The organism is Sphingobacterium sp. UBA6317 (genome assembly GCF_002440385.1).
Classification (GTDB): Bacteria; Bacteroidota; Bacteroidia; order Sphingobacteriales; family Sphingobacteriaceae; genus Sphingobacterium; species Sphingobacterium multivorum.
In genome coordinates, this window is the sequence record NZ_DJTD01000058.1 from 1 (window position 1) to 24,606 (window position 24,606).

The following is a 24,606-nucleotide window of genomic DNA, read 5'->3' on the forward strand; positions in this document are numbered from 1 at the left end:
TTCTCTTATAATTTTTTCAAATATAAAGTCTTTTTATTAAAAAAATACCATGTTATTTTATTTTTTATGATTTTTTTACATAATTTCACGAAAACAAATACAAAAATCACAATAATCACTTTATTTTTAAACCAAAAACCAAACAAAACAAGCAAAAAAAAGATAATTTCACCCAAAAACATCAAATAAATCAAACTTAAACCAAAAAAAAACATGAAAAGACTTCTAACAACCATCATTTTATCGACATTTCTAATAAACACAGCCACGTGCCAAGAAGAAACAAAAGAAAAAGGAATAGAAATATCCGGATCAGTAGACACCTATTGGAAATATGATTTTCAAAACAAACCCAACATCAACACCTATTTTACGGAAGACAACAATTCTGTGTCTATTGGCATGGTGGATTTGGCTGTAAAAAAGAAGTTTAAAAAAGCATCATTTGTCGGAGAATTATCTTTTGGCCCCAGAGGGCAGTATCGATCCATTATGAATGGTGATGGCCAGGCCGGCGATGACAAAAACAGTTTCCACATCCAAAATTTATATGTAGGCTATGATCTAACCGAGAAGCTCAATCTTACTGCAGGATTCATGGGAACATTTGTGGGTTTTGAAGTAATATCGCCCACATACAACTTTCATTATTCAACTTCCTATTTATTTGGCGCCGGCCCATTTCAAGACGCAGGTTTAAAAGCTACCTATAGTTTCTCAGACAAAGTAGCCTTAATGGTCGGACTATTTAACGACTGGAACGTCTATCAAGATATGAACGGAGTTTCCCATGTCGGATCACAACTGGCCTATACCCCCAATGACAAAAGCAGCTTCTATCTCAATTTTCTGACAGGATCGTCCGCTGGCGGTAAAAACAATTACAGTTCCGGGACCTTGGTCGATCTCGTTGCTAATTATGACTTCACCTCAAAATTTTTCCTTGGATTAAATGCTACAAATTATAAAAAGAGAGATGGTGGCGGTTACTCTGGAATAGCACTTTATCCAAGAATTCATTTTTCAGAAAATTTTGGCCTAGGATTACGCGAAGAGTTTTTCCAAACGCATAAAGAGGAAGAAAATGGAATCCCTAGTTCCAATATCCTCGCAACCACCTTAACAGCAGAATACAATTACCATGGATTCAAATTTATTCCCGAAATCAGAATTGACAAAGGAAATACCGAACGATTCATCAAGAACGACTTAAGCCCAACTAAATCTGCAGGACAATTTCTATTGGCCTGTGTATACAGTTTCTAAAGAGCATTCCATTACACCAAAGAAAAGGGCAGGTTACACTGCAATTCCCCCAAAAGCGAGACACTTTCTGGGGGCATTTTTATGAGAAAAAACATAGTTTGGAATTCAAACTTAGTCTTGTCGATCGGATCGTTCAAGGCTATTGTTCAGCAAAAAACACTTACCGTACACTTATCGAAACATGCCGATCCATAATACGATCGGATTCGGGCCCATCTGCCTTATACTTGGCAAACTGTGAACCGTACCCCTCTGCACCGATTACCTGTTTGGAAAGCTGCTCTTTACCCAGGTAATCCTTTACAGCTGTTGCGCGCTCAAGCGATAACTTTTTATTAAAATCCTCATTACCTGTTTTGTCGGTATAACCACCGATCTTAATATTGGCTGCAGGAAAAGCCTTTAATATCGCCGCAAGATTACGCAGTTGCACCTGGCTTTCAGGCAACACCTCGGCTGTACCTGTTTTGAAATTCAGGTTATCGAAATCAAACCAGGTATTTTTCAGGGAATCCTCACCGATCGACTTATAATCGGATTTTAGAAATTGGACTAACTGATCTTCTATCCCGCCTTTAAATGCAGCAAGTTTGACACCATCTGGCAAGATGACCTCCGTCTGCTCGCGCTCCACTAAACTGGAACCTGTTTTCATGGTACTTGAATCCACCATTGCACTGTTCACACTGGTGTCGGTAGCACCGTCTTGCTTACTGCCGCTGCAGCCTTTTCCAAATAAAAACCAGAGTAAAGCCAATATAATCAAGGCGATTAAAATCTTCCACCAACCGCCACCGGACCCGCTTCTGGAACTGTTTTCAGCTATCGCTGCCCGCGACTCTCCTGTTCTCGGTAATGACAAAGGCTCTTTATGTGCTTCCAACTCATTTGCCGGATTAATGGAGCTTGACTTATGACTATCGACCTCCTTGACAACATCAACAGGAACTGCAGGTTCAGTCACCGACTCCACAGGTGGAGAAAAATGCGCCCCATCGAAAAGCTTTCCAAAGGCACCTAAACCTAAACCCGCTGGCACAGCAGCAGCAAAAGCTGTTTTATTTTCCTGCAAAACATGACCGATACGTTCAAAATCCCAATTTTGTCCCTTATTTGTTAAACTGGAGAATATCGCTGGCAGAGAAAAATTCATTAATTTCCCAATGGAACTACCATCATAGCCCAAATAACCGGCAACGGTACTCAAAACGGTATCCAGGCCACCACCAAATATTGATCCCAGTAGCCCAGCCGAATTCTCACCTTCCACCGCACGAGCCCCTGCAGACTCATCCGCGTTTGTCACACCGCCGAGAAGTCCTTTGAGATCAAAATCCGCGAAATGCTGCTTGGCCTTTTCAAGTATTGCCGAAATTCCACCGGAATCGGAATGTTGGCTTAAACCTAAAAACAAGGCGGGAATTGTTGCATTCAACCCCTGCTTCACCCCCTCTTTATCCTGGTTTAAAACTTGCCCTATCTGAGCGACCGCTTCTTCGTCAAAAAAGTCCTTCGCCCCTTTTAAAAGCTGATTTTCCATAATCTTCGTTTATTTTTAGTTTTTATAAAACTCTAACAAACAAAGGATTAATTTGTTTACTCAATACGATTTACTGATCAAAATCACCCGAAAGCCATTTCGGAAGAACAAACTCGGATGCCAAATGAGCCCATCGGTAGTTCTGCCAATTAGCTTTACTGATCCACAGCACTTCGTCCAGCTCTTCGTAAGCCTCAAATGCATGACGCTCTGCCAGTTTAATTAAATAGATATAGCCCACGACAACCGTATTAAGCTCATTTACGGCTTGCGTACTGTGGCTTCCGATAAACCGTATTTCCATCCCGCCCACGTCATACTGAAGCTCCTCCTTGAGTTCGCGAATTAAGGTCTCCTCACGGCTTTCTTCCGGAGCTACCTTCCCGCCGGGCAGCTGAAAATAGCTAGAACCTTTTTTACGAACCATCAGCAAATCTCCTTCCGGGGCAAGCATCACCCCCGAGCAAATAACAATTTTGTCCATATCACTTATTTCACACTGATTATTTCAGACCACAAAACTAACTTTTTATCCATCATCAAAGAAATATATCCCCCGCATTCAAGACAGCTCTTTACAACCAAATTTCACACCAAGTGAACGTCATAACCTCGAAAATCTGTTAGGGTTCACAAAACGAATATTAAAGGTTTAACGGTAATTCTTTTTCTTTCAACTGCAATAAAATTGCAAATAATAAACTAATTATCTAAGTTTAAGGTATAAAACGATAATCTATACATCCATATATGAATCGAAGATTAACCTGTTTCATACTAAGCATGTTGTTTCTATTGCTGGGATGCCGGCAAGATAAGAAAAACACAACAAAGACCAATCAGCAAACTGAACAGCGAAAACCTACACCTCCTAAAGAGCAGGTTGAGAAGAAAAAAGTATTTACGGCTGAGGATATTATCCTAAAAAAAGAGCTGCTTTACAACAAATACACCCTGGAGGACAGTTATCCCTATAAAGATACCACGCGAGGTTTTCAATGGGATAAAATCAAGGAACGCCTGGCCTTTATCGAAAATTTTCAACAGTCTCCATCGCTGTACGGCGTTCTACAAAATTATCAAAATGAAAAGGGCGAAGCGCCAACAATCCAGAATTATAAGCGGGACTCTTATAAACGCGTGTCCGACAGTTTCAATGTCGAACGCTATCAAGCGGCACCCCTCTACGATCTTAACAGCGCAAAGGCCGTTCGTTACGGTCGGGACGGCTGGCTCGTTCGCGTACAAGGCCCCGACAGCATCGCACGGATTCCGATTGAGGGTATTTCATTCGAAGGGAAATATACCGTACCCAAAAGATATCTTCGCATCATTAGCGATACCGTACAGTTCAACATTATCAATGTTGTCGATGTGAAGAACCAAAATATCTGCACCTTGGAGAAGGTCGGTAGCGAATGGCTTGTCCGAAGCATGAACCCCGTGACGAGTGGCCGGCACAAACCTCCCCATGCCCAGGAAACACCGACAGGCCTCTTTGTGGTCCAGGAACACAAATCCAAGATGTTTTACTATGAAGACGGTACCAAAACTTATGCCGGATTCGCCCCCTATGCTACCCGATTTACCGCTGGGGCCTATATACATGGGGTTCCAGTTAACAATCCCAACGGCAGCATCATTGAATATAGTGAGAGTCTGGGCACAATACCCAAGTCCCATATGTGCGTCAGAAATGCGTCATCTCACGCTCAATTTGTCTATAAACGGTCAAAAGACCTCGCTTCGCTGGTTGTTGTTATTGATTAACAATATTTAACATTCTGTAAATCAAATATGTATTATCTTTAATCATTAATTTTGTAAACATCTACACAGAAAAGGGAGAAGAATGGGAAATACGTTTATGTTTCTTTTGATGGCACTTAATACAGCACTGTCCTCACAAGAAGAATTAAAAACAACAGATCAACAAACCACCAGCACTCATCGTATCAATGTCGAACGTCAACATACCGAAGTTGACTCATTGTATGATGAAATGAATCTAGGCAAAGTATTAAAATACGAAGCGTTTCGTCAAGCAATGGAAGGCAGAAAAGAACTTCCGATCCACAACAAGGACATCATGACCGTCATCGATTTTTCATTGGCATCAACGGAAAAGAGGCTTGTGGTACTCGATCTTGCGCACAAAAAAGTACTATTCAACACGCTGGTCGCACATGGAAAAAATAGCGGTGAAAACTATGCCGTCAATTTTTCAAATCAACAGGAATCACTGAAAAGTTCTTTAGGATTCTTTACAACAGAAAACACCTACAATGGCGAGAACGGCTACTCTTTGGTTTTAAATGGTCTTGAAGAGGGGATAAATGACAATGCAAAAGCACGATATGTTGTGATGCATGGCGCCGACTACTGTAGCACAGGAACAATAGCAAGTTTAGGCAGACTTGGCAAAAGCTACGGCTGCCCCGCGGTTCCAAGAGAGTTTGCAGGTCCAATCATTAACACAATCAAAGATGGAACGTTGTTGTTTATTTATGCTGACAACTCCGAATACCTCGCAAAAACACGTTTGATCCATCAACCTAATATATTAATGGCTCAATTTCAAAAAAGACAGTCTGCCTTTGATCACGAAGGCTAATAACAAAAAAGCCTGATAGAAATATTTCATCAGGCTTTTTTATGTTGTAAATCACTGTCCGACAGAGCACCTTCGCATTCACGTTAAGCTAAGATTTATGCTTTTTCTTAAATTTCAACATCCAATTGTAAATTGCATCGTCATGAAACAGTCGTTCCACGCTTCCGTGTGTGCCCCCTTTTATTACATTTAAGCTCACATTTGCTTCCGGATCCTCTCTTTTTATCGCATTCATAATTTTTCGGGATTCCGAAATTGGCACAGCACGATCAGCAGTACCATGATGAAGCCATATCGGCACCTGCGTCAGGTTAGATGCATACTGACTCGATCCACCACCACATATTGCAACGGCAGCAGCCACCCTTTCAGGATATTTGCCAGCCACATCCATTGTACCATAGCCTCCCATACTCATGCCGCAAACGTAAATACGATCGGGGTCGGCATTGTAATGTTCAATAACATAGTCAACAATTTCGATCACTTTGTCTGGATCCCATCCTCCCCGGGACTGTGGTGCAACAATTATCCCAGGTACATCCTGCCCTTTATTGATGGCATACAATACACCGTAACGCTTTACACGGTCTAAATTTGTCCCGGACAAACTTCTTCCGTGCAAAAACACAAACACAGGCTGCTTTTCAGATTCCAATGAATCCGGCGCAGCATCTTTCAATAGAAAGGGATAAGCAGTCTCCCCTTTTATAGCGTGTATCTCCTGCGCATTTACGCGCATCAACAGCGTAAAGAAAAAACAGATATACAGGTAAATTTTTCGCATACTTCTTGTCTATGACTATCTAGCTTAATTTTGGAGCACTAAAAATACAATTAAATGACTTTTATGGTATGCATTTAACATGTTTTAACACTTCGATTTCGGGAACATAGCCATTCAAAGAAAAGAAAGGCCTCATTCCTTATTAGCACAAATTGATCATTTGAAAGATTCCATCCAATTATAATTGCATTTCATGCCAAAATTATCTTAGTTTGTAACATTGTCGCAAAATATCCAAGCTCTCACATGAAAATATTGCATACCGCCGATTGGCATTTAGGAAAAAGATTGGACAGTTTTTCCCGGATAGATGAACAAGTACTGGTCATGGACGAAATCGTTCATATCGCAGATCGGGAAAACGTGGATCTGGTGATCATCGCAGGAGATCTGTTCGATGCCTTCAATCCAGGTGTGGAAGCCATTGAGTTATTTTACCGAACCATCAAGCGTCTTACAAAGAATGGCATGCGCCCTGTAATAGCAATCGCAGGCAATCACGATTCACCTCATTTGATTGATGCACCCGATCCTTTGGCAAGAGCGTCGGGGATCATCTTAATCGGGCATCCTCATGCTGTGGTCACTCCTTTCGCAACAGAGGGTTTCACCGTGTTACAGTCAGATACAGGCTTCATCGAATTAAGCTTGCCGCAATTTGACGACCCGATTCGTATTCTTCACACAGCCTATGCCAATGAAATACGCTTAAAACAGTATCTAGGCGAAGAGAAAGAAAGTAAATTGAATGAAGTGTTAGCGGCAAATTGGCAAAAAATAGCCAATACCTATTGCGATGATAAAGGCGTCAATATATTGACGGCACATCTTTACATGAATAAATTGGGCAGTCCACTTTTAGAGGAGCCAGATGGCGAAAAACCGGTCAAAATTGGTAATGCAGACTTAATCTATTCAGAGGCCATCCCGCCGCAGGTCCATTACACGGCATTAGGGCATATCCATGGTTATAAAAATATCGGTTCGGCTGAGAAACCGGTAATTTATGCATCTTCGCCCCTATGTTATAGCTTTTCGGAGGCTGGGCAAACTAAATACGTTGCGCTGGTGAATGTATCGGCCGGCGAACAAGCAATTGTCGAGAGCATTCCATTGACTCAGGGCAAACCGCTGGTCCGAAAATCATTCGACGATATTGAGCAGTGTATATCTTGGTTGTCTGAAAACCCCAATGCATTGGTGGAGCTCACGCTGAAATCGGAGACCTTCTTAAAAGCCGAGGACCGCAAGCGAATCTATCAGAGCCATTCGGGAATAATCTACCTCATTCCGCTCGTTAAGCAGGATGAGCAAGAGCTGCTTGAAGCCAAAGAAATTAATCTTACACAAGACATGTCGACTTTATTCAACGATTATTTTAAATCCAAGAACGGCAACCAGGCACCCAATGATGACATCCTCGATCTTTTTCGCGAAATCCTAAACTCATAATCCATGATTCCATTAAAGTTAACTCTAGAAGGGATATACTCATATCAAGAACGTCAGACGATCGATTTCACTGCGCTTTCTCAAGCAGGTCTTTTTGGTATCTTCGGTGCTGTGGGTTCCGGCAAATCATCGATATTGGAAGCAATTACCTACGCCTTATTTGGGGAAACAGAACGCCTGAATGCACGGGATAAGCGCGCTTATAACATGATGAATCTAAAGTCTAACCGATCTTATATTGAGCTTGATTTCGTCAACTTTGAAGACCGTACATTTAGAATTACCCGCGAATTTAAACGCAATTCCAAAAATTTCGATGATGTGAAATCGCCCACGGTTGTACTCTACGAAAAAATCAATGAAGCATGGGTCCCACTAGAAAGCAGCAATACACAGCATATCATCGGATTAAGCTATGAGAACTTCAAGCGGACAATCATCATTCCTCAAGGACAGTTTAAAGAGTTTATAGAACTCGGAGCCAAGGAACGCACGGATATGATGAAAGAAATTTTTCAGCTGCATCGATTCGACCTGCAGGATAAAGTTTCCAACCTCTATAAAAAAAATCAGTCCGAACTGGATCACCTCAACGGTCAATTAATCGGATTTGATGAGGTCACAACCGAACTGATAGAAACGACCGAAACAAATCTCCAACTGGCAGTCGAGTCCTTTGTCGTCCTTGAGTCGTCGTACAAGGCGCATCATGAAAGGTTCTTAAGCCTCAAAAAACTCAAAGAGGATTTCTTAGAACTCCGAACAGTGAAAGCACTCTTTCAGCAATTGCTAGAACAAAAAGATGAAAAAGAAACTTTACGGTTAAAGTTAAATCGCTTTGAGGAAGCGCAAACCAACTTTCTACATATTCTTAAAACTAAGGAAAAATTAGCGGCGGAAGGCCTAATTACACAGAAAAGAGTAGAAACCGAAAAGCAGAGACAGGCCGAAATTCAACAGCTAATCCAGGAGCATTCCTCAAGTCTAAATCTGTTGAAATCACAATATGAGCTGCTACCACAGCGTCGTATTCAGGAATTGGACCTGGAATTGATAAGCCAATTGATTACGTTTTCAAATGAAATCAAGAGTTTACAGGATCGGGCGCAGAAGGGACGCAATTTTGTGCAGGAAACGAAAGATCAACAACGACATTATAAAGCCAGAATTCAGGAGACAGAAATTCAAATCGTCAGCCTAAAGCGAGCAAAACCCTCATCTCAAGAACTCATGGAGCTGGGTCAGTGGTATACCAAGCAGCAGAGCATCCAGCAGCAGGAAGACGACCTGAACAAACAGGCCATTGATTTAGAAAAAAGCATAGCCATACTGAAGAATGAACTCCATACCTTCCATCCTGATCTCGAAGAATTTCGATCCAATCATCCTCTTGTCGTCAATGCCCTCGAGCAAAAACTTCAAGCACTCCAAGATGAAAAATCTCATCTTCTCCTGCAGCAAAGGCTGACCCAATATGCAGAAAACCTTAAAGCAGGCTCCCCGTGCCCACTATGTGGAGCTTTGGAACATCCCGCCATCAATCAAGGACAGGATATTTCTCACCAGGTTGCCGCTAATGAGAAATTGATTACTGAGACAAATGAGAACCTTAAGCACCAACAAGATCAGCAATTTCAGGTCGAGAAACTTCAGCTACGTTTGCAGTCACTAAATGATCAGCAACAAGATCTACATACGAAAATACAGCTGAATGCCCGTAACAAAATTGCGCATGCCCAACAATTTACATGGGCCGGTTATAGTCCTACGGATGAATCCAGCTACACATCAAATAAGCAGGAGCTTGCCCGGATCGAAACGCAACTAGCAAAAGTGGAGCAACAACTTGGCGAACACCAGGCTACACTCGCCTCCGTTGAGGAAAAGCTGGAGAAATACAATAAAGCACTGCATCAGTTTGAACGTGATGAAGCAAGCAAACAGGCCCAGATTAATCAAAATATGGGGAATCTAAAAACGCTGCGCTGGTCCGACTATAAAATGCGGGAGTCCGAAGCAGTCGAACAGGAATATACTGCACTGAAAAGATCGAATCTTGAGATTGAGCGCGACTACATTGCTTTAAGCGAACGATTAAATGAGTTAAACAGTCAATTTGCAGCCCAAAACAGCTTGGTACAGACCATTGTTGAACAGCTCGGACATATCGAACGTGAAAGTCAAGAGGCCGATGTCACGCTCCAACAGCTACTTGAGGCGTCACCCTTTGAAACGTTGGAAGAGATTCGGCAAATCCTCGCGGAGAATTTGTCTGTCATACAGATCCGACAAGAGCTGGAGCAATTTCAGATTCAATTTGAAACGGTGAAGGCACAGATCAGTCAGTTGGAAAAGAAACTCGTCGACCAGGTATATGACGAAAACCAATTTCTCGCGCAGGAAAAAATCCTGGATGAGAGCGCCCAAGAATTGAAAGCAAGCACAGAAAATGTTGCCCGACTTCAACAAGAGCGCGATCAGCTAAGAATCGCCTATGCTAAAAAGGAAAATCTCCAGCAACAACAGATCAAACTAAGTTTACGCCACGATAATTTGAAACAACTTTTTAATCTATTTAAAGGTGCGGGCTTTGTGCAATATGTTTCTTCGATTTATTTACGGCAGCTGTGTGATCATGCGAACATTCGTTTCCATCGCATGACCCGCAATCAACTTAGCCTGCAGCTGAATGACAACAATGAATTTGAAATTATCGATTATTTGAATGAGGGAAAAAATCGCAGTGTAAAAACACTATCCGGTGGACAGGCATTTCAGGTATCCCTAAGTCTGGCTTTGGCCTTAGCAGAAAGTGTACAGTCTAATTCGCGTGCGACCAGAAACTTCTTTTTTATCGATGAAGGCTTTGGAACACAAGATATCACTTCTGTTAATATTGTTTTCGAAACCCTATTAGATTTACACAAGGAAAACCGCATCGTCGGTATTATTTCACATGTTGAAGAGCTCAAAGAACGTATTCCAGTATCTCTTTCAATAGAAAAGGATGAAGAGCGTGGCAGTCAAATTTTTATCAATTAATTCCGTTTTATTTTGTATATTAGTTATAGCGGTTCCGCTGAACGAGCCTGATCGCTATAACCAACAAAAACAAAAGATTATGGGCTTATTTTCAAACAATAAAAAAGGAAAAGGGTCTCATCCTTTTTTTCATAAGGCTACCAAAACAGTAAGCAGCACGGCCTTTTCAGCTAAAGAAACCAGTCAAACAAGGACGGTACAATCCATGCTTTTTGTCAAACAATACGATATACTAACGATCTTAAGGGAGGTTTTAATGCCGCAGAATCAAAACTAAAATTAAGCAGATTTCCATCTTCCATACTAACGTGAATGATGTTGGCCCTACATGTAAACGTAAACAGACTATGTTTACTACGCACGATTAGTGCCTAGGTTAAAGAAAGTCTAGGTACAGCATAGCGTATAAAGCTATCAAAATTTAGCAAAACAACATGATTGCTAATCACTGGGAACCAGAACTTCACAATTGGCTTTAGGGCAGAAAAAAGAAATACAATAAAACATTGAAATTATAAAAAAGAAAGTTTATTTTAACCAGACAAAACTTTTTCCAAAAAAATATTGTCATACGATAAATAACAATCGATAGACAGTATATTTGTCAGCTATATGAAGTACAAACAAATCAACAATAATTCCATCAATCAAATCATGCTAATCGTCATCATATTGGCGATATGTATATTGATCTTTACAAGCTTATTCTACTACCTCCCCGGTTTTCTGGGAGCAGTTACCTTATATATTCTTTTTAGAAAAATCAATTTTAAGTTGACTGAAGAAAAAAAATGGAATAAATCTTTCGCCAGTATTTTATTGATATTATTGACTATCATATTCTTGGTAGGGCCACTCTATCTGTTAATCAACTACATGGTACCTCAGGTAACAGAAGTCATTAGCAACAAAGACGATCTGATGCACAAGTTTGACTCGATCAAAACGTACTTTAAAGATAGCCCCTATTTAAGCAATATCGATCTTTCTGATACCGCCTTAATGGGAACGCTTCAAAAAGCAGCTAAATTTATACCCAATATTCTGAATTCCGTTGCGGAAGTTGGTGTCAATATACTGGTAGCGCTATTTGTGTTGTATTTTATGTTGGTTAGCAGCAAAAAACTAGAACAAACCATTTATCAAGCGATCCCTTTCACCCAAACCAGTAAAGCCGAGTTGTGGAAAGAATTTGATATGATGGTAAAATCCAATGCAATCGGTATCCCGATTTTGGCTATATGCCAAGGTATTGTAGCGGGGCTTGGTTATTGGTTCTTTGGCTTGGAGAGCCCGATCTTTCTGGGAATTCTTACCGCAGTTTCCACTATAATCCCAATTTTGGGAACCATGGTTGTGTATCTACCGGCAGCGATTTTTCTATTGGCGAATGGACAGTCCGGAAATGCAATAGGTCTTGCCTTATATGGTATCATTATTATTGGTAGTATTGATAATGTACTTCGATTTACCATATTGAAAAAGTTGGGTGACGTTCATCCCTTAATAACGGTATTCGGTGTTTTGCTGGGATTAAACCTATTTGGTATGCTGGGATTGATCTTCGGTCCACTAATCCTATCTTGTGTGGGTGTATTATTGAAGGTGTATAGCATTGAATTTGGAAGAAGTACGCCAGAAATTATTCAGTCTACCTCATTGACAGACTCAAAGTCTACGCATGACGGTCCTGACATCATAGAATAAAGGAACTGCAACAGGTTAAATTGTTTTGATCACAACATGCATTAATATCCAGTATACTGTCATAAATGAATTTCTACGATTAAGAATCCCTTTTTTTTCATAGTTTTGATCATTAGTATAATACATTCTTCAATACTTTCTACATAAAAATTGACGATGTATTAAGCATAAACATTAAAACGATAAAATCACGAAAACTGATTTAAAAGCAAACGTATTCTATGAATAAAAAGATAATCTTAGGAGTGACAGCGTTATTGGCCGCCGGCATTCTTTCCTCATGCAACAACAACAAACCGAAAACAGATCAAACTGCAAATACTACGCAGGAAGCCAGTGCTGACAGCCATGATCATGCAGGTCATGATCATGCAGACCACGATCCTAGTCAAGCTGCGCCAAAGCAATCTTCCGACCCTGCAGCCATTCTTCCTAATTTCACATTTTATCAGCTTCGTTCGGGCATCCGTGTTACGCAGGAAAACGTTGCTAAAGACAAGAATACCGTTTTTATTCTATTTGATCCCGGGTGTAGTCATTGCCAACATGAAGCTACGGAGCTTGAAAAGAATATTGATCGTATAAAAGACGTCAATATTTATTATATTTCCATGAATGATCCGGCCTTAGTACTAGGTTTTTTTGACACCTTTGCACCTAAACTATCCAAAGCATCCAACGTAGAGGTATTGATTGATAAAGACCAAACGTTTATACAGACCATTCACGTACCTTCACAATTTCCCGCAAATTACGTCTATGGTGCGGACGGAAAACTAAAAGCACATTGGGAAGGTGAAAAAAATATTAACGAAGCAATAAGCCAATTTCATAAATAATCTGAAATGCTAAACATAGCAATCAATGGATTCGGACGCATCGGTCGGAATACACTACGTAATATCTTTTTACGGGAGGCTTTCGATGAACTGCAGGTCATTGCCATCAATGACCTGACAGATACGAAGACCTTAGCCCACCTATTTAAATACGATTCTGTACATGGTCCTTTTCCTGGCACCGTGACACACGATGAAAAACATATTATTGTCAATGGTCTTTCCATCTTGGTTACCAATGAAAAAGCTCCTGCAGCACTGCCCTGGCAGGAGCTTCAAATTGATGTTGTCATCGAATCTACAGGGTATTTCACCAGTCGTGACAAAGCGGCTCTCCACCTGGAAGCTGGTGCAAAAAAAGTGATTATCTCCGCCCCGGCACAAGATAAAGACATTCCAACAGTGGTATTGGGCATTAATGACAGTGTCATTGATCTATCTGCTTCGATTTTATCCAATGCCTCCTGTACAACAAACAATGTTGCTCCCCTCGTTAAAATATTGGATGAAAATTGGGGCATCAGAGATGGCTATATTACCACGGTTCATTCCATGACGGGAGACCAGAATCTTCACGACGCACCACATAAAGATTTAAGGAGAGCGCGGGCAGCATCGTCGGCGATCATTCCAACAACTACTGGTGCCGCTAAAGCGATTACCAATGTTTTTCCGCATCTGCAGAATAAACTTGGCGGAGCCGGGATACGTGTCCCCGTACTCAACGGTTCATTGACGGACTTTACCTGTACGCTCGAGAAAGAAACCACTGTAGAGGAAATCAATAAAGCATTCAAAGCTGCAGCAGAAGACGAATTAAAAAACGTATTATTTTATACAGAAGACCCCATCGTTTCGGTAGATATCATCAATAACCCCTATTCATGTGTATTTGATGCGCAGTTAACTTCGGTAGTGGGCGGTCTGGTCAAAGTTGTGGGCTGGTATGACAATGAATTTGGTTATTCCAATCGTTTGGTTGACCTTCTGATCAAGATCGATAGGCTCGCATAAGTTTGCTACCTCATCATCATCTTAGGATAGGTGGCGGCATAAAAAAAGCGTCCTTGCCAATTATAATTGGCAAGGACGCTTTTTTTTCTTCATGCATTAATTTTACATTTCCCCTTCAACGCCTAATCCAAATAACGCAAAATCATATTTGACCGGATCCAGCGGATCCAGTAAACGCAGATTGGCTGTTAATTCCTGGGCTGTTTTCCAATTCACTTTATCCAGCGTAATTAGACCAAATTTGCGGGCAACACGCTCGACATGGACATCACAGGGACAGATGAGATCTTTTGGGGACAGGCGGTGCCAAATACCAAAATCTACACCTTTTGTATCTTTTCTGACCATCCAGCGTAAAAACATATTGATCCGCTTAACAGTTGACTTCTGTGCTGGACTACTAATGTGCTTCCGCGTGCGAACAGGATAATCAGGTAAGGAAAAGAAATAGGTTTTAAAGGCATTCAATGCCATTTCTAGGTCGACCTCTTCCCTGTTCTCCTGTCCTACGAGAAAAGCATCCTCCAAAGATTCGAAATGCGCATAGTGATGCTTAAAAAAAGAAACAAAATAAAGAATGTCGGTATCATTGAAGGTACGGTGCTTAAATCCCAGCAAGGTCTTTAAATCCTGTTCTTGGTGATTTACAATATAATCGTATGGCGAACCATCCATACGAGCCACCAGTTCATTACATTTATTGATAATCGTCTTTCTTTGTCCCCAAGCCATGATGGAAGCCAAAAATCCCATGATCTCAATATCCTGCTTCCGGGAAAATTGATGGGGAATCGATATGGGATCATTTGGAATAAAACCAGGTTGATTATATTCATCAACTTTCTTATCCAAGAAATCTTTCAGATCAAAATCAACGGCCATACTAATCCTTATCTTCCAGTTTGAAGAATACCTTTACAAATCTTTGCGATCAAGCCTGGGCCTTCGTAGATAAAACCGGTATAAACTTGAATGAGACTGGCTCCAGCATCTAACTTCTCAATGGCATCTTTCGCCGAATGAATCCCCCCTACACCGATGATCGGAAATGCCTTGTTGGATTTTTCACTTAAGTAGCGAATCACTTCCGTTGAACGTTTTGTCAAAGGACGTCCACTTACACCACCCGCTTCATTGATCAGCTCCTGTTGGCTCTGTAAGCCTTCTCTTGAAATCGTCGTATTCGTTGCGATAACACCTGCAATTTGAGTTTCCAAAACGATCTCGACAATATCATCCAATTGACTATCCGTCAAATCGGGCGCTATTTTAAGCAAGATGGGCTTCGGAGCCGATTTTGCGATATTGAGGCTTTGTAAAGTATTCAATATATGTTTTAAAGGCTCCTTTTCCTGTAAATCCCGTAAGCCCGGTGTATTCGGAGAACTCACATTAACAACAAAATAATCCACGTAGTCAAACAATGCATTGAAGCAATAAATATAATCATTGACAGCTTCTTCATTGGGTGTCACCTTATTCTTACCGATATTTCCCCCTATTAACAATCCTTTTCGATCCTTTAGATTTTTCAATCTTGTAGCGGCAACATCTGCCCCCTGATTATTAAATCCCATTCTATTGATCAACGCTTCATCGGGAACAAGGCGGAACATCCTGGGTTTATCGTTGCCCGGTTGCGGCTTAGGAGTTACCGTTCCAATTTCGATAAAACCAAATCCCAAATTAGTCATATCCGCAATATATTCCGCATTTTTATCAAAGCCAGCAGCAAGGCCCACCGGATTTTTAAACTTCAATCCAAAGACTTCGCGTTCCAAACGTGGATCTTCCACGGTAAAAAAAGCATTCAATAATTGTTTGGCGCCCCAAATTTTTGAGAAAACATTCAATCCACCGGTCACTTTATGGTGAGCCGTCTCCGGATTCATTGTAAAGAATATAGGTTTGACTAATTTATACATAATCGCAAAGTTACTCAAAGAAGAAGAAATATTCATTACTTTTGTACTTTTGCAGTTGAAATGATATCAATAAATAATTTAACATTTGAAATAGGATCTCGCGCTTTATATGACGAAGCAAACTGGCATATCAAACCAGGAGATAAAGTTGGCTTGATCGGTGCCAATGGTACAGGTAAATCGACTTTACTTCGCCTTATTGTCGGTCAATATACGCCCACATCAGGAACGATTTCCATGGCGAAGGACCTTAAGATTGGTTATTTAAACCAGGACTTATTGTCGTACCATTCTGACAAAAGCATTTTGCATGTTGCCATGGAAGCTTTTGAGCGCCAAAATCAATTACATGCCGAAATCGAGGACTTACTCCACAAACTAGAAACAGATTATTCGGATGAAATCCTGAATAAACTAAGTGATAAACAAGTAGAATTTGAGGCTTTAGATGGTTATAACATCGAATTTAAGGCCCATGAAATCCTTGCCGGTTTAGGTTTTTCCGAAGAAGAACAGAAAAGACCATTGGCCACTTTCTCCGGAGGATGGCGTATGCGGGTTATGCTTGCCCGTATCTTATTGCAAACTCCAGATATTCTGTTATTGGATGAACCGACCAACCACATGGACTTACCTTCCATCAAATGGCTGGAGAACTATCTGCAAGCATTTGATGGCGCCATTGTGATTGTTTCCCACGATCGATATTTTCTTGACCGCATCATCAAGAAAACGGTAGAATCACGTAAAGGAAAATTAACACTTTATGCAGGTAACTACAGTTTTTATCTTGAAGAGAAGGAACTACGGAATGAATTGCAGGCCAATCAATTCAAAAACCAGCAAGCCAAGATAAAACAGGAAGAACGCCTTATCGAGCGTTTCCGCGCCAAGGCTTCCAAAGCCAAAATGGCGCAGTCGCGCATCAAAGCATTAGATCGCTTGGAGAGAATTGACGATGTAGACGATGACAATCCTACGGTAAACTTCAGCTTTAAATTTTCAAAACCTTCGGGGCGCCACGTCGTGACATTGGAAAATATTTCCAAGTCATACCCTAACCTGGAGATCTTAAAAAATACTTCAGCCATTATAGAAAAGGGTGATAAAATAGCCCTAATTGGTGCCAATGGTAAAGGTAAATCTACCCTCTTACGTATCGTGGCCAATGCGGATCACCAGTTTGAGGGAAAAGCAGAACAGGGACACAATGTTTCGCAGACATTTTTTGCGCAACACCAGCTGGAGGCCTTACATCTGGAAAATTCCATCCTTGCCGAGTTACAAACTTTTGCGCCGAAGCATACAGAGACTGAATTGCGCTCGATCCTTGGATGTTTTCTATTCACTGGTGATGATGCATTCAAAAAGATCAAAGTACTCTCCGGAGGTGAGAAATCGCGTGTGGCCCTTGCAAAAGCATTAACCGCGGACGCGAACTTCTTAGCGCTCGATGAGCCTACCAACCACTTGGATATGCAGTCTGTCAACATTCTGATCCAGGCCTTGCAGCAATACGAAGGTACATTTATCGTTGTCTCCCACGATCGTTATTTCTTAGACAATGTAGCAAACAAAATCTGGTACATTGAAGACAAACAGATCAAGGAATACCCAGGTACCTATCAGGAGTATGAAGAATGGGCTGCAAAACGCGTCGTAAAGGCGGACGTAAAAACGGAGAAAAAAATCAAGGAAGAACCCAAAGTAAAGAAAGAAAAGCAACCACTTACGGAAGATAAAACACGTTTGTTGAGTAAAAAAAATAAGGAGCTAACGTCTTTTGAACAAAAAATTGAAGAGCAAGAAATTTTAGTTAAAAATTTAGAATCAAAACTTGCCGACGAAGCAGTGTATTCGGATTCGACTAAGTTACAGGAAACTACACGCTCTTACAACTCAGCGAAGGCATTATTGACGCAATTTCAGGAGAGTTGGGAACAGCTGGCGGAAGAAATCATGGAATTGGAAAATGGTTAATTTTTTTGGCTTAAAATCAGCTTATTAAACCTCAAAGCATGATTTTAAGCCAAAATTATTTGCAGGAACAGGATTAAAGCCCTACTTTTGCATCACTTCAAACAAGGAACGACAGTTCAAAATAAAGAAGTAAGATTCCGTAGCTCAGCTGGTAGAGCAATACACTTTTAATGTATGGGTCCTGGGTTCGAATCCCAGCGGGATCACTGAGAAAAGCTAATCGCAAGATTGGCTTTTCTTGTTTAAGCGTATTACCTTAGATTTTCAAAGACACATAATTGGATCAAGCAGACTTCTTGGGGGAATATTAAAAATTTCCTAGTTTAGCATCTTTAATACAGATATCCCTTGCAAGACGCCGAACGTAAATTACTATCGCTATTGATGCCCGAAGGGCTTTTAGAATACTTTCAGATTTTAGAAGTCGATCAGGTTGACAATCAACTCCACATTTATTTAGATGAGCTTAATATTTCTCCAACAGGCTATGAGAACAGCAAGCTGGAGTCAAAGGGCTTTATGCCTTCTACAGAGATTTCCGACTTTCCCATTAGAGGTCAGAAAGTCACATTACATATCCGCCGCCGTCGCTGGACAGTCTTAGATACGGGACAGATTATCACAAGAGATTGGAACCTGGTCCGTGAAGGTACCCGAATGACAACTGAATTCGGGCTTTTTTTAAAGAAGATATTTGGATAACTATCCTGTAAGTGCCCAATTGGTAGGATTATTCTTCCAGATGGACGGCAAGCAACTTCAGGATCAATACAAGAACCATCTCAGTGACTTCCATGATTGGGGCCAAAAGCCACATGCAGAGCGATGGACTCTTTTCCCCGGGAATATCTCCGAACGCTTGAGTATCGATGAGACCAGTTTTAGCAACGGTGAATTATATACCATTGTTAGTAGTAAATCGGCAAAAGGGCGTAAAGGGACGATTTTGGCAACTATCAGGGGCACAAAGGCTGAGGATATCATGACTGTTCTTGAGCGAATACCTTTACGTTCAAGGAATAAGGTAAAGGAGGTGACCATGGATATGGCACCGAACATGGCTAAGGCAATCCGTAGATGTTTCAGGAATGCCAGGCGTGTGGTCGATCGGTTCCATGTCCAAAAGTTAGCTTACGATGCAGTGCAGGAACTCCGTATCAGGTATCGTTGGGAAGTATTGGATGCAGAAAGCAAGAAGATGGCCTATTCTATAAAGCAGGGAACCCCATATGAACCCGAGTTGTTGCCTAATGGAGACACGCTCAAACAGTTACTGGCTAGATCCAGACACCTCTTGTTCAAGCATCCAGGCCGATGGTCCGAAAACCAGAAATAACGAGCTGAACAGTTGTTCATACGGTTTCCCAAACTAAAGCTCGCTTATGACCTTGGAATTGCCCTGGGTGACATATTCAATAAATGCAGGGACAAAAAGATAGCATTTACCAAGCTGGGACTGTGGCATAATCAGGTTGAGAATGCGGGCATCGCCTCTTTTGAGAGCGTAGCAAGATCCATTGCGGCACATCATCAATATATCCTACACTACTTCGACAACAGAAGCACCAATGCTTCAGCAGAATCTTTCAATGCAAAGCTCAAAGCTTTCAGGAGTGTCTTTCGGGGCGTAAGAGACACCACATTCTTCTTATATAGAGTAATGAAACTGTATGCTTAAAAACTTTACCCCCCAAACTTTCGGTATGATCCACATAATTATCAATGTGGAATTTGTTTATCAGGTTATCCTACTTCGATTTAATGATGTCATTTATTTTCACGCAATGACTTTAATTCTTTAATTCCGTTCAAAATACCTCCTATAATGATATTTCCATATCCAACAGCCGATAATTCTAAATGTATATGGATTAGTTTTAAAAATGTAAGTAGTCAACGTTAAAACATTCCAGTTTTAGATGCTTTGAAAGATGTCAAAAGATCATTTCGCTTTATCTCTATACCTAAATAAACTATTACCGCGAAACAGTTTTTTTTGTCACAGAAGCGTAGTTCCTTTTCCTTTTTTTTGTTTGATCTTTAATTGCAGTAAATGAGGATCAAAGAGTGATCAGATTCTAATTTAGTACAGTGCTTGTTCAGTGCTTGTTCAGTGCTCGTTCAGTGCTTACTCAGTGCTTACTCAGTGGGAACTGAACAAATACTGACTAATCACTGTCTAAAAAATGATTGAAAACTGTTATTACCTCCCAATTGGTATTAGAATGTATCAGTTTTAATGCCTCCTTAGCTATTTATTGTCAGCCAAGTGTGGCAGCCATCAAAAAGGGATCGAGCTAACCATATTAATAACGCTGCTGTCTACCCGGGCGTTTAGCAATTTAGCCCCATATTTACATAAACGAGCAGAATAAGTGCTGGACCTTGATCGATGACATCCTTGACATTGCATGTAGTAATAAACAACGTGGTTTAATTGCGTATAGCGATTAAAGAAAACCTTTGTGAATCGGACAGCAAGATATAAAAATTTGGAGTATTGAATCCCGCGATGCTTCATCGACAAGAAAATAAGCTGACTAGCTGTATAGACCAGTAACAAGAATAGTGAATCCGTATAAACAAATCTGCGTAACACCAAAATGAGACTAACCATCGGGATTTTGATACAATATGATCAAAATCAAATGTGTTATTTCACTATTTTCACCCATTCATTCGATAACATGTATAAACAATTAGCAAGTCCATCGACATCTTCGAAATACAATCAGAAGCCATGAATAATAAAAACCTTTCTACAAAACCACACTATCCCATTTTAGACGGACTAAGAGGATTGGCGGCGATTATCGTTGTCACCTTTCATCTCACCGAGCCATTGGCAACAGGTCACCTCGATATCTTGGTAAACCATGGCTATTTGGCAGTTGACTTTTTCTTTCTTTTATCTGGCTTTGTAATCGGTTATGCTTATGATGATCGCTGGCGTACAATGTCGATTGGCACTTTCTTTAAACGCCGTATTGAACGCCTTCAGCCCATGGTTATACTGGGTATGACTCTTGGCGCGATAGGCTTCTACTTTACCGATTCCACCATCTGGCCACTTATTCATACCGTCCCGATTTGGAAAATGCTTCTCGTAATGCTCATCGGTTATACGATTCTCCCCGTCCCCCTCTCTTTGGATATTCGTGGTTGGCAGGAAATGCACCCGCTCAATAGTGTTGGCTGGTCATTGTTTTTTGAATATATTGCCAATATTCTCTATGCTATCGGTATTCGTAAATTATCCAAAACAGCTTTAAGCATTTTGGTCATTATCGCAGCTGTGGCGCTCGCGCATTTGGCGATTACAAGTCCCAATGGTGATGTTAGTGGTGGCTGGACGTTAAATGTTGAGCAAGTGCGGATAGGAATCACCCGCACCATGTATCCCTTTTTTGCGGGCCTTTTGCTATCCAGAATAACCAATCCCAGCCGTATCCGACATGCATTTTTATACTGCAGTATTTTAATCGCCATTGTGTTGTATATGCCTCGTATAGGCGGAGCAGATCAGCTTTGGTTGAACGGGATATATGAGTCTGTATGCATTATCATTGTATTTCCCTTGATTGTTTACTTGGGAACAAGTAACATATCAAGTAGCAGAATAGAAAATAAGCTCTGCAAGTTTTTGGGTGACATCTCCTACCCGCTATACCTCGTACACTATCCTTTGGTCTATTTTTATGTTGCCTGGATCAGCAATAACAAGGATGTGACGCTAGTGACAGCCTTGCCTTATGCCCTTTTGATTTTGCTGACGAGTATTGCACTGGCCTATGTCAGCTTGAAATGGTATGACGAACCTGTCCGTACATGGCTCAGAAAGAAATTGGACTAATCATTGTTTCTATAGCTCTGCTTTGAGCTTTTGCAAGAGATGGGGTAACTTTTTGTGCAACTGCTTTTTCCAGCCCATTTCCATAATAAAACTGATCAAAACCAGCTTAATGCCTTTATAACCGGACTGTTTCACTTTCAAAAAAAGAGTCCCACTACAGGTTGGTTCTAATGAAAAGCTCAACACTGTATCCAATTTTGTGAAGATTCCTTTCGTTAGTTTATCTGCCTTATCCGAATGAATTCCGGCACAGGCCAATGCTTTCTCACCAGTAGCTTCACCCCGGTATCTATACGCAAGATATTGCTTGGGTATTGCCGAAATAATTTCGCAATGCGTAATACCATCCCAGCCCTTCTGGGCTTTCATCCTAAACGTAAAATAATGTCCTGTCTCGGTTTCGATGTCGTTTGGCATAAACCAAGCCCCAAGCAGGTCTGCTTCCGTCAATGCACGCCACACCAGATCTTGGTCATAGGGCAAAAATACTGTCAATTTAATTGTTCTCTCCATTTTTTGCATAGCTAAAACTGCTGGCCCAACAGTAATATCAGTTTTTTGATTTTTTCCATACGATTTAATTATTCATGCAATCAAATGTAATAAGACCACGATGAAAGCCAAGTACACCATCGGTTAAAGATCGTCCATTTCCTATTAATTCTTAATGATTTCCTACCCAAACGAATTAAAATGTTACAAAACAATTTCCAAAGCTGATTAATCAATCGATTGACTAAACTAATTATGATAAAAGTTTATTTTTTTTACACACCATAAAAGAACCTTATTTATATTTATTGATACACAATATAAACCATTATAAGAAAACTTTTAAATTTAATGCTTGCAACCCTCGCACTAGGGGTTGCATCCTGCAACAAGACCTTGGTTAACACCGAAGAAAGTGTAGGAAATCTAAAGGCAAACGCAGCAACAACTTCGGTAACCAATGAATGGAGCAGTAATCCCTATAAGCTGAATGTCATCTATTTTGTTCCAAATGATGTTGACTCCATTCCCAATTTCAGAAAGCGTCTTAGCAAGATCCTCTTAGATGCTCAAAATATGTTTGCAAATAATATGGATCGCGAAGGCTTCGGAAGAAAATCTTTCGGATTGGATCTACTCAATGACAGTTTGATTAATATCCATTACATCGCCGGAAAATACGGCAAAGCTACTTATCCATATTCAGGGGGTAGCGGAGCAGTGAAGGCAGAAGTGGACAGCTATTTTAACCAAAATCCGTCAGGAAAAAAAAGCGAGCACAATCTTATTATTATTCCAACGTATAATACAGATCCAGCTAATCCTGGAGGCCCGCCGTTCTATGGTACAGGCACCAGCTGCTACGCCTTAGATTATGTAAATCTGGACGCTAAAAACTTAGGAATAGGCGGCGATATTGGATGGAAAACAACTGTGTGGATCGGTGGAATGATCCACGAACTGGGCCACGGATTAAATGCCAGTCACAATAGGATGAACAAAACATTAGCACCAACTTTAGGTACGGCTTTAATGGGTTCAGGCAATTCAACCTATGGAATCTCCACAACCTCATTGACCAGTACCACAGCAGCAACATTTAACAATAGCCAAGTATTTAGCACTGTGGTAAGAAGTGACTGGTATGCATCCGCTTCTGCAGAAATTACATCCTTGTCATCAAGCTTTGTGAACAACAAGATTATCATTTCCGGGAAATTTACGACAACAAAACCGGTCAATGACATTGTTGTCTGGCATGATAGAGAGCCTTTTGGCGTAAACAACGATTATGATGCCGTACAATGGGCCACAAAAATAATTGGCCAGGATAGCTTTCGATTCGAGTGTCCATTAGCTGATTTTTATGATCTGACAGGGAATTACGAAATGAGAATAGGGTTTCTACATGCCAATGTAAGCCGTACAACCTTAGGGTACGCTTATAACTTCGTTAACAATGTACCCGATTTATCCAAGGTTGTTACCTATAAACTTTTACCGACAACAGGTTGGTCAATTGTCGCTAGCGATAGTAACGAGCCTGGATCACCGGCGAGCAATGTATTGGATATGAATAGAAGTACAGTGTGGCATACGCCCTGGTCGTCCACTCAAACTCCGCAGCCTCACTTCTCCTCCATCAATATGGGGGCATTACGCACCGTGAAAGGAGTTGCTTTCCGTAACCGCGACAATTTAAATGGAGCGATGAAAGATGTCAATATTTACTCAAGTACAAATAGTGTAAGCTGGACATTAATCAAAACGACGCAGCTGAGCAAAGTTGCTGGTTCCTGGATCAATGTCGATCTGAATGCCTCCGTTAACACCCAATACCTTAAAATAGAATCGACAAGTTCCTGGGGTGATTTCTTCTATTCTCATCTTGCAGATTTTGGTGCATATTAGTTTTTAAACCAATAGAATAGGCGGCCGGTATAACAAACAATACCGGCCTTTTTTGTTTTGATCACCATGAATAAGTGAGTTTCATAAGTGTGGTTAGCAAATAATTTTATATTTTTAGTACGGCGTGCAGGCTTTGACTTATCAATAAGCTAGAATAAACGACCGAAGTAAACACTTACCAAAA

19 protein-coding genes, 1 tRNA gene and 1 pseudogene are annotated in these 24,606 nt (G+C 40.8%); 15 read left to right on the forward strand and 6 right to left on the reverse strand.

Going from position 1 to position 24,606, the window contains the following annotated elements:
- Nucleotides 1-213 precede the first annotated feature (213 nt).
- Nucleotides 214-1,266, forward strand: a complete 1,053-nt coding sequence (locus B3E92_RS19485) for an outer membrane beta-barrel protein (RefSeq protein ID WP_286897990.1) — start codon at nucleotides 214-216, stop codon at nucleotides 1,264-1,266.
- A 160-nt stretch (nucleotides 1,267-1,426) separates the two neighbouring features.
- Here the strand turns inward: B3E92_RS19485 and B3E92_RS19490 are convergent, their stop codons facing one another.
- Both B3E92_RS19490 and B3E92_RS19495 read right to left on the reverse strand, forming a co-directional pair.
- A complete protein-coding gene (locus tag B3E92_RS19490) occupies nucleotides 1,427-2,806 on the reverse strand; it encodes an OmpA family protein (protein WP_286897992.1) in 1,380 nt (459 codons plus the stop codon).
- A gap of 70 nt (nucleotides 2,807-2,876) precedes the next feature.
- Nucleotides 2,877-3,290 (reverse strand): NUDIX hydrolase, encoded by a 414-nt coding sequence (locus tag B3E92_RS19495; protein WP_053003618.1) that lies wholly within the window; start codon nucleotides 3,288-3,290, stop codon nucleotides 2,877-2,879.
- A gap of 266 nt (nucleotides 3,291-3,556) precedes the next feature.
- Between B3E92_RS19495 and B3E92_RS19500 the strand changes: the two genes are divergently transcribed.
- Entirely contained in the window at nucleotides 3,557-4,576 is a 1,020-nt protein-coding gene (locus B3E92_RS19500; RefSeq protein WP_286897995.1) for a L,D-transpeptidase, read from the forward strand.
- 82 nt (nucleotides 4,577-4,658) lie between these two features.
- Nucleotides 4,659-5,420 carry a murein L,D-transpeptidase catalytic domain family protein gene (locus B3E92_RS19505; protein WP_236586050.1) on the forward strand — a complete coding sequence of 254 codons (762 nt, stop codon included), beginning with the start codon at nucleotides 4,659-4,661 and terminating at the stop codon, nucleotides 5,418-5,420.
- Between the two features lie 88 nt (nucleotides 5,421-5,508).
- On the opposite strand, the gene B3E92_RS19510 is transcribed toward B3E92_RS19505, so the two are convergent.
- The gene (locus tag B3E92_RS19510) at nucleotides 5,509-6,207 is read right to left on the reverse strand and encodes a prolyl oligopeptidase family serine peptidase (RefSeq protein WP_286897997.1); all 699 of its coding nucleotides are present in this window, start codon (nucleotides 6,205-6,207) and stop codon (nucleotides 5,509-5,511) included.
- Nucleotides 6,208-6,453: 246 nt separating this feature from the next.
- Here B3E92_RS19510 and B3E92_RS19515 point away from each other — a divergent pair, with 246 nt between their 5' ends.
- The 6 genes from B3E92_RS19515 to gap all read left to right on the forward strand — a co-directional run bounded on the left by B3E92_RS19515 (nucleotide 6,454) and on the right by gap (nucleotide 14,261).
- Nucleotides 6,454-7,659, forward strand: a complete 1,206-nt coding sequence (locus B3E92_RS19515) for a metallophosphoesterase family protein (protein WP_286897999.1) — start codon at nucleotides 6,454-6,456, stop codon at nucleotides 7,657-7,659.
- A gap of 3 nt (nucleotides 7,660-7,662) precedes the next feature.
- Nucleotides 7,663-10,701 carry an AAA family ATPase gene (locus B3E92_RS19520; RefSeq protein WP_286898001.1) on the forward strand — a complete coding sequence of 1,013 codons (3,039 nt, stop codon included), beginning with the start codon at nucleotides 7,663-7,665 and terminating at the stop codon, nucleotides 10,699-10,701.
- Nucleotides 10,702-10,780: 79 nt separating this feature from the next.
- Nucleotides 10,781-10,978: a hypothetical protein gene (locus B3E92_RS19525; RefSeq protein WP_139145072.1), complete on the forward strand. Its 198-nt coding sequence runs from the start codon at nucleotides 10,781-10,783 to the stop codon at nucleotides 10,976-10,978.
- A gap of 335 nt (nucleotides 10,979-11,313) precedes the next feature.
- The gene (locus B3E92_RS19530) at nucleotides 11,314-12,408 is read left to right on the forward strand and encodes an AI-2E family transporter (RefSeq protein ID WP_286898002.1); all 1,095 of its coding nucleotides are present in this window, start codon (nucleotides 11,314-11,316) and stop codon (nucleotides 12,406-12,408) included.
- Between the two features lie 221 nt (nucleotides 12,409-12,629).
- Nucleotides 12,630-13,247 (forward strand): TlpA family protein disulfide reductase, encoded by a 618-nt coding sequence (locus tag B3E92_RS19535; protein ID WP_070568934.1) that lies wholly within the window; start codon nucleotides 12,630-12,632, stop codon nucleotides 13,245-13,247.
- A 6-nt stretch (nucleotides 13,248-13,253) separates the two neighbouring features.
- Nucleotides 13,254-14,261, forward strand: a complete 1,008-nt coding sequence (gene gap, locus B3E92_RS19540; RefSeq protein WP_286898004.1) for a type I glyceraldehyde-3-phosphate dehydrogenase — start codon at nucleotides 13,254-13,256, stop codon at nucleotides 14,259-14,261.
- A gap of 102 nt (nucleotides 14,262-14,363) precedes the next feature.
- On the opposite strand, the gene B3E92_RS19545 is transcribed toward gap, so the two are convergent.
- Together B3E92_RS19545 and B3E92_RS19550 are read right to left on the reverse strand one after the other, a co-directional pair.
- The gene (locus tag B3E92_RS19545) at nucleotides 14,364-15,143 is read right to left on the reverse strand and encodes a TIGR02757 family protein (protein ID WP_172462523.1); all 780 of its coding nucleotides are present in this window, start codon (nucleotides 15,141-15,143) and stop codon (nucleotides 14,364-14,366) included.
- An 8-nt stretch (nucleotides 15,144-15,151) separates the two neighbouring features.
- Nucleotides 15,152-16,186, reverse strand: a complete 1,035-nt coding sequence (locus tag B3E92_RS19550; protein ID WP_070569103.1) for a quinone-dependent dihydroorotate dehydrogenase — start codon at nucleotides 16,184-16,186, stop codon at nucleotides 15,152-15,154.
- A 60-nt stretch (nucleotides 16,187-16,246) separates the two neighbouring features.
- Between B3E92_RS19550 and B3E92_RS19555 the strand changes: the two genes are divergently transcribed.
- From B3E92_RS19555 to B3E92_RS19575, 5 genes and pseudogenes are all read left to right on the forward strand, one after another.
- Nucleotides 16,247-18,166, forward strand: a complete 1,920-nt coding sequence (locus B3E92_RS19555) for an ABC-F family ATP-binding cassette domain-containing protein (RefSeq protein WP_286898006.1) — start codon at nucleotides 16,247-16,249, stop codon at nucleotides 18,164-18,166.
- 133 nt (nucleotides 18,167-18,299) lie between these two features.
- Nucleotides 18,300-18,372, forward strand: a tRNA-Lys gene (locus tag B3E92_RS19560).
- A gap of 142 nt (nucleotides 18,373-18,514) precedes the next feature.
- On the forward strand, nucleotides 18,515-18,868 hold the full coding sequence (locus tag B3E92_RS19565; protein WP_070569066.1) for an ISAon1 family transposase N-terminal region protein: 354 nt from the start codon (nucleotides 18,515-18,517) through the stop codon (nucleotides 18,866-18,868).
- 40 nt (nucleotides 18,869-18,908) lie between these two features.
- A pseudogene (locus B3E92_RS19570) lies at nucleotides 18,909-19,844 on the forward strand (ISAon1 family transposase).
- A 1,062-nt stretch (nucleotides 19,845-20,906) separates the two neighbouring features.
- Nucleotides 20,907-22,019 (forward strand): acyltransferase family protein, encoded by a 1,113-nt coding sequence (locus B3E92_RS19575; RefSeq protein ID WP_286843711.1) that lies wholly within the window; start codon nucleotides 20,907-20,909, stop codon nucleotides 22,017-22,019.
- 9 nt (nucleotides 22,020-22,028) lie between these two features.
- Here the strand turns inward: B3E92_RS19575 and B3E92_RS19580 are convergent, their stop codons facing one another.
- Nucleotides 22,029-22,532, reverse strand: a complete 504-nt coding sequence (locus B3E92_RS19580) for an SRPBCC family protein (protein WP_286898007.1) — start codon at nucleotides 22,530-22,532, stop codon at nucleotides 22,029-22,031.
- Between the two features lie 330 nt (nucleotides 22,533-22,862).
- On the opposite strand from B3E92_RS19580, the gene B3E92_RS19585 reads away from it, so the two are divergent.
- Entirely contained in the window at nucleotides 22,863-24,422 is a 1,560-nt protein-coding gene (locus B3E92_RS19585; protein WP_286898008.1) for a discoidin domain-containing protein, read from the forward strand.
- Nucleotides 24,423-24,606 lie beyond the last annotated feature (184 nt).